The 6,804-nt window shown below is 37.5% G+C and carries 7 protein-coding genes; 4 read left to right on the plus strand and 3 right to left on the minus strand.

The features are described 5' to 3' along the window. Positions 1-35: 35 nt before the first annotated feature. The 3 genes from HCB45_RS13940 to HCB45_RS13950 all read right to left on the minus strand — a co-directional run bounded on the left by HCB45_RS13940 (position 36) and on the right by HCB45_RS13950 (position 3,124). Positions 36-716, minus strand: a complete 681-nt coding sequence (locus tag HCB45_RS13940) for an ABC transporter ATP-binding protein (RefSeq protein ID WP_003763734.1) — start codon at positions 714-716, stop codon at positions 36-38. Then, entirely contained in the window at positions 716-1,819 is a 1,104-nt protein-coding gene (locus HCB45_RS13945; protein WP_185320059.1) for an ABC transporter permease, read from the minus strand. Before HCB45_RS13945 ends, HCB45_RS13940 begins: the two co-directional genes overlap by 1 nt. Before the next feature lie 138 nt (positions 1,820-1,957). After that, on the minus strand, positions 1,958-3,124 hold the full coding sequence (locus HCB45_RS13950) for a MalY/PatB family protein (RefSeq protein WP_185620295.1): 1,167 nt from the start codon (positions 3,122-3,124) through the stop codon (positions 1,958-1,960). A 153-nt stretch (positions 3,125-3,277) separates the two neighbouring features. Between HCB45_RS13950 and yugI the strand changes: the two genes are divergently transcribed. From yugI to HCB45_RS13970, 4 genes are all read left to right on the plus strand, one after another. Next, entirely contained in the window at positions 3,278-3,631 is a 354-nt protein-coding gene (gene yugI, locus HCB45_RS13955) for a S1 domain-containing post-transcriptional regulator GSP13 (protein ID WP_185320057.1), read from the plus strand. Positions 3,632-3,779: 148 nt separating this feature from the next. Continuing rightward, positions 3,780-4,187 (plus strand): NUDIX hydrolase, encoded by a 408-nt coding sequence (locus tag HCB45_RS13960; protein ID WP_185608186.1) that lies wholly within the window; start codon positions 3,780-3,782, stop codon positions 4,185-4,187. Positions 4,188-4,289: 102 nt separating this feature from the next. Further along, entirely contained in the window at positions 4,290-5,642 is a 1,353-nt protein-coding gene (locus HCB45_RS13965; protein ID WP_185620296.1) for a glucose-6-phosphate isomerase, read from the plus strand. Positions 5,643-5,746: 104 nt separating this feature from the next. Then, entirely contained in the window at positions 5,747-6,505 is a 759-nt protein-coding gene (locus HCB45_RS13970) for a DeoR/GlpR family DNA-binding transcription regulator (protein ID WP_003722392.1), read from the plus strand. The last annotated feature ends 299 nt before the right edge of the window (positions 6,506-6,804 follow it).

Here is a 6,804-nt window from a genome sequence, read left to right on the forward strand (position 1 = left end):
AAAAACCTGTGTGGCAGTTAGGCCACGCAGGTTTTTTAGCTTTCTTGGGTAAGTATTCCGTCTTCCATACGATACACATGGTTGACTAAATCTAGCATACGCTCATCATGTGTTACCATAATCGCAGTCCGACTCGTTTGCACAACCTCGTTTCGGATGAGCTCGACAACTTCACGACTTCTTTCTGTGTCAAGACTTGCAGTTGGTTCATCGGCTAAAATAACGGAAGGTTGGTTGATCAGAGCTCGCGCAATAGCGACACGTTGCTTTTGCCCGCCAGATAAATCTTTTGGATAGAAATTCGCGCGATCGCTAATTCCAAGTTGGCTTAGAAGGGAAGCAGTATCTTTTTCCAATTCCGCCGCACTTTTCCCAGCCATTTTTCCAATAAAGCTTATTTGGTCCTTGACGTGTAAATAAGGAACCAAGTGAGCTGCTTGGAAAATAAAGCCAATTTCTTCTAAACGAAGAGCCGTTTGTTCTTTAGAAGATAAGTTTCCGACAGATTTTCCGTTTATGGAGATCGTTCCGCCAGTTGGTGTTAATAGCGCTCCGGCAAGAGAAAGTAGCGTACTTTTCCCAGAACCACTTGGACCAACGATGGCAATCAATTCTCCTTTTTTCGCTTCGAAATTTGTTTCCTTCAGTGCATGAATAATTGAAGGGCCAGAAGGATAGTCTTTGTATACATTTTCAAAAGATAATAGAGTTTCCATTATTCATCACCTCCTCGAATAGCATCTAATGCGTCTACTTTAGCGATTCGTCTAAGTGATAGAAGTGCGCCAAATAGGGCAACTAGGAAGAACAAGCCACTATAAAGCGCGATAGTCATTGGGCTCAATCTAAACGGCATAGCTGCTGGCATAATGCTTGGTAAAATTAGCGTTACACCGACACTAATTAAAATACTAATAATCGAAATAATCACCACTTGAGTAATAATGCTCTTAACTAAGTAACTCGTTTTCGTTCCAAGTGCTTTCAAAATACCAAATTGCGTTGTTTTTTGAAGCGTCATGACATAGAAGAATGCTGTTAAAATAAATCCACCAATAATGATTAGGAAGAAAATCATCATGTTAAGCGTCATTTGTTCCGCGGAATAACCTGGAATTTGATTTAAAAACCCTTTATGATCAATCGTCGTTAAATCTTTATCTGAAAGAGTCACACCTTTATCTGGATTATCTGTTTTAATCGCAATCGTACTTGTTTGCGGGATTTTTTGGTGATATAAAACAGGGTTGATCTCTTGCCAAGTTGCGATATTAATATAAACAACTGGAGCATGGCTGTACTTTTGATTTTCCGTAAAGCCGACAACCGTTAATTCTCGATTTAAAATATCATCCATTAAAACATCGCCAATTTTGATTCCGTCTGATTTCAAAGAAGAATCGACGACGATTTCGTCAGGCTTTGTCACTTGTATGTTAGCTCCATCAGAAATTTTTGGAGCGAGAAAGCTATCTGGTTGAATACCGAAAAGTGCTACACTAAACTTTTTATCGTCACTTTCCCGTTTTAATGTTTGCATAGATTGTCCTAGAACCGCAGCGTCTTTCACGTTCGCATCTTTTTTCACATCAGCGAGTTTGGATTCTGGGAACTGAGATCTAGATAATTTGTCTTGGGCGTCTTTGCTGAGAACATAATATGGAACCCCGTTATCTGCGACAGATGAAGCATTATCATAAGCAAGCCCATTTGCCAGCCCAGATAAAATAAGTGATAGTAACATAATTAAGACCATGATGCCTGTTACTAAAATATAGCGCAACTTAGAATAAACTAATTCACGAAGCCCTAAAAACATCGGTTATACCAACTCCTTTAAATTTATGTAAACGGAAAATGAACACTATTTCACTTTCCACAGAATAGTATACCAAAGCTATATTCAATTTCCTAAAAAAAGAAACTAAGTATTTACTACTTAGTTTCTCGAAATAAGCTATTTTTTTAAGCCTTGAATCAGGAGTTTCACGGCTTTTTCTAAAGTTTCTTTTGGACAGGCAATATTAAAACGGACAAAACCTTTACCAGAATGTCCAAATCCAGATCCCATTTGGACACCAACACCAGCTTCAATTAAATCGGCGTAAATCGTTTTTTCGTCTTTAGGAAGCGCGCGGCAATCAAGCCACATCAAGTAAGTTGCCTCTAAGTCCGTTACGCCAACTTCTGGTAGTTCTTTTTCGAGTTCAGCTTTTACATATTCATAATTACTATAAATATATTCTTTCAGTTCTTTTAACCAAGGAGCGCCATCCCGGTAGGCTGCTTCTGTACCAACAATCCCAAAAACATTAAGCCCGTTCGTTGTAGCATATTTTTGCTCCGCGGCGAATTTTGCTTGGTAGTCTTTATTCGTAATAATATAGTAGGAAGCTTTAATAGCAGCTAAATTAAACGTTTTTGTAGCGGCCATCAAAGTGATAATTTGATCTTTATAAAATGGCGCAGCAACCATCATTGGTACATGTTTATGGTTTTTCATCACTAAATCAGCGTGAATTTCATCTGAAACAATCGGAATTTGGTATTTTTCACACAGATGAGCAAGTTCCACTAGTTCTTCTGTCGTGAAACAACGGCCACCAGGGTTTTGCGGATTACATAGAAGGAATAATTTTACCTTTTCTTCTTTCATCCGTTTTTCTAAATCAGTAAAATCAATTCGATATTGGTGGTTCTCATATATAAGTGGTGACATAACTACTTTTCGTTCTGTAGCTTTGGTTACGTTGAAAAAAGGCGGGTAAATCGGCGAAACCATTAGAACAGAATCACCTTCACTTGTTAACGAACGAATTGCTAGCGAAATAGTTGGAACAACAGCCCCGTTGAAAAACAAAGTACTCGGATCGATGTCGAACTGGTGTTGTTCTTTGTTCCAATCAATAACAGCTTCGACAAGTGCCGCTGATTTTGTTGAATAACCAAAAATTCCGTGATCGATTTGACGCTTGAATGCATCAAGTACAGGCTGCGGCGCACGAAAATCCATATCCGCTACCCACATTGGAATAATATCTTTTCTGCCAAATAATTCTTCTGCCCCATCCCACTTTTCTGAATTAGTTCCAATACGTGGAATGACTTCATCAAATTGACTCAATTATGTCACGCTCCTTCTCTTTCATTCGTCTCAATTATAGCATAAATCCTCCCTTAAAAGCTCACCATAGAAGGATTTAGAATAATTGTTAAAGTTTCGTCTAAGTGTTATAATTTATAAAATATTGTAAGGTTGAAAGTAGGTGGAATGAGGATGAGTACATTCAAGGTGGGAGAAGTAGTTTCTGGGAAAATTGCCGGAATCCAAAGTTACGGTGCATTTGTAGCACTAGATAATTCTACACAAGGTTTAGTTCATATTTCAGAAATCACACATGGTTTTGTCAAAGATATCCATGATTTTCTTGAAGTTGGCCAAGAGGTGAAAGTGAAAATACTAGACATTGATGAAGAAAAAAACAAAATCAGTCTTTCTATTAGAGCCACTGAAGAAACGCCAAAAGAACAACCAGCTAAGAGAAAAGCTGTATCATCTGGTGAAAATGATGAAGGGTTCAACACATTACGAGATAAATTAGAAGAATGGATTAATAAAGCAGATAAATAAAAATCTCCATCAGCTTAGTATCATGCCCTATTTAGAGTAAATTACTAGGCTGATAAATTTAATTGACTAAAATTTTAGAAAAAGGGAATAGTTAGTAGTAATTTTCAATTTATTCAATTGTATAAAATAGTCAAAAAGGGGGATTTTCGTGAAAAGATCTATTCATGTGCAAGCATTTGTATACAATGAAAAGAAAGACGAAATATTAATAGTTCGAAACCGTAACTTAGCCTGGGCCTTTCCAGGAGGACATGTCGAAACAGATCAAACGTTGGAAGAAGCGCTCGCAAGTAAAGTAAAAGAACAGACAAATATCGATATAGAAATAGAGTCTATTTTGCACTGCAAAGAGAGACGCGCTACTTGGGAACATGTTTGTACATTTATTTTTCGAGCAAAACCAGTGGGTGAGATGGTGGCTCTTTCAAACGACGACAATGTCTTTCGAGTAAAATGGATACCGATTCCGCTTGCTGACGATTTATTAGCCATAGACCAATTATCTTTAAATGAACTAGTTAGAAGCGAGGGAGTCTTATATGAAAACTATACCTGATTTTTCAAAAAGGCTTAAATTTCACATGGTCTATCCTTGCTAAAAAGCATTGATTGATATAAAGTTAATAAAGAAACTTTTTTAAAATTTGGAGGGAAAACAATGACACATATTAAATTTGATTATTCCAAAGCGCTCCGTTTTTTTGAAGAACGCGAACTTGATTATCTTGAACCAGCAGTAAAAGCAGCTCATGATTCTTTACATAACGGTACAGGTGCTGGTAATGATGCACTTGGTTGGATTAACCTACCAACAGATTACGACAAAGAAGAATTTGCTCGTATCAAAAAAGCAACAGAAAAAATCCACAGCGACTCCGACGTATTAATCGTTATCGGTATCGGTGGTTCTTACCTCGGGGCACGTGCTGCAATCGAAACTTTGAATCATTCCTTCTATAATGTACTTGAAAAAGGTACGCGTAAAACACCTCAAGTATTCTTTGCAGGAAATAGCATTAGTTCTTCCTACTTACATGACTTAATTGAAGTAGTTGGCGACCGTGATTTCTCTGTTAACGTTATTTCTAAATCCGGAACAACTACAGAACCAGCAATTGCTTTCCGTGTTTTCAAAGAACTTTTAATCAAAAAATACGGTGAAGAAGGCGCGAAAAAACGCATTTACGCTACAACTGATAAAGCAAAAGGCGCGCTAAAAACATTAGCTGACAACGAAGGCTATGAAACTTTTGTTGTACCAGACGATGTTGGCGGACGTTTTTCTGTTTTAACCGCAGTAGGTTTACTTCCAATCGCAGTGAGCGGTGTAGATATTGATGCACTTATGAACGGAGCGGCAGCAGCAAGCAAAGATTTCGACAAACCAGAACTTAAAAATAACATTGCATACCAATATGCAGCAGCTCGTAATGTCCTTTACCGTAAAGGCAAAGTAACTGAACTTCTAATCAGCTACGAACCAGGTTTACAATATTTCAACGAATGGTGGAAACAATTATTCGGCGAAAGTGAAGGTAAAGATAAAAAAGGAATTTACCCATCGAGCGCTAACTTCTCTACAGATTTACATTCCATCGGTCAATATATCCAAGATGGCCGTCGTAACCTTTTTGAAACAGTTATCAAAGTGGACAAACCACGCCACAATTTAACTATCAATAAAGAAGAAGTAGATTTAGATGGCTTAAATTACCTTGCTGGCGAAACAGTTGATTTCGTTAACACAAAAGCATTCGAAGGAACGCTTTTAGCACATACAGACGGCGAAGTTCCAAACTTTGTTGTAGAAGTACCAGAACTAGATGCTTATACTTTCGGCTACCTAGTATACTTCTTTGAAAAAGCTGTAGCTATCAGTGGTTACCTAAATGGCGTAAATCCATTTGACCAACCTGGAGTAGAAGCATATAAAGCCAACATGTTCGCATTACTTGGCAAACCAGGCTTCGAAGATAAAAAAGCAGAACTAGAAAAACGCTTAAACAATTAATTTTCATTTCCAAACCTTGGAGCCAATTGCTCCAAGGTTTTTTGATTGTTTGCGATTTTTTTCTATTGGAGTTACCATATAGTTAAACAAAAGGAGGGGAAGAAGTGCTATCTATCGAACGAAAGCGCGCCATTGTCCAATATGTTAAAAGTCGTAAAATAGCAACCGTTAGTGAACTAGCTAAACATTTCGAAGTTCATGAAGCAACCATTCGCCGCGATTTAACCTCTTTAGAAAAAGACAAAAAACTAAAAAGAACCCACGGCGGAGTTATGATAGAAGAAAAAGTAGTTTCTGAACCTAACTGGAAAAAACGAAGCGAAGTACGCTACGAAGAAAAACAACGCATCGCCACTTTAGCAGCGACAATGGTCAAAGACGGGGATACAATCATACTAGATGCCGGAACAACAACTGGACATATCGCAACAGCATTAAAAGACCGCTCCAAATTAACCGTGATAACAAATGATATTAATGTAGCTTCCATAATGCGCTTTTCCCCGTCCAAAGTAATCGTGACAGGTGGAGTCATCTATCCGGAAACATTCATCCTTAACGGTATGATAACGAGTGGAACTTTACAAAGTATTCATGTGCATAAAGCCTTCGTAACCACACCAGCTCTTGATATTGATAAAGGGTTAATGCACTATGATGAATATCTAATCCCAGCCAAACAACAAATGCTCCACTCAGCTGATGAAGTCATTCTAGTAACCGATCACACCAAGTTCGGCCGCATTTCTTTATACAAATACGCAGCCTTAGATGAAATATCCTCTATCATCACTGGAAAAGAAATAGATCCAGTCTTGAAAGAACAATTTGAAGAAAAAGGAATGCAAATTTATACAACCTAATGTCTTCTAGGATTGACTATAAAACATAGTTCTAACATCAATTTATACACTAAATTAATCTTTTTTCATCTTTATTTAAAAAACTTTGTAAAAAGTATTGACGAAAGGCAAAAATCTTGGTATATTTATAAACGTTGCTGATACGGACAAACGCTTTAGCAGCAAAAGAAATTGACCTTTGAAAACTGAACAAAGAAGAAGACGAAAAGCAATGAGACGTAAAGTCTCACTGGTAATCGCAGGGCAGAAAACAGAAAGCTGTTTTCAACAAAAACAAACTAGTAATTTAATTGCTAGCG

The organism is Listeria farberi (assembly GCF_014229245.1).
Lineage (GTDB): Bacteria > Bacillota > Bacilli > Lactobacillales > Listeriaceae > Listeria > Listeria farberi.